Genomic DNA, 231 nt, shown 5'->3' with positions numbered 1-231 from the left:
TCATCACTGTCTGAGAGGTTGTAAAACTCACCGCGTACAGTGTTTGCTGGTTGTCCGGTAGGATTTCCAGGGCCTGGAGAACTGATTGAGGGTACGACAATGGATACAGGCGTGCCCGGAGTTGGAGTTGGAGTCGTTATCGGAGTTGGAGTTGGAATGGTTATCGGAGTTGGAGTTGGAATGGTTATCGGAGTTGGAGTTGGAGTCGTTATCGGAGTTGGCATCGGCATC

The organism is Microcoleus sp. S13_B4 (genome assembly GCF_036700885.1).
GTDB lineage: Bacteria > Cyanobacteriota > Cyanobacteriia > Cyanobacteriales > Microcoleaceae > Microcoleus.
The sequence above is the reverse complement of the archived record's forward strand: the minus strand, read 5'-3'. Positions refer to the sequence as shown.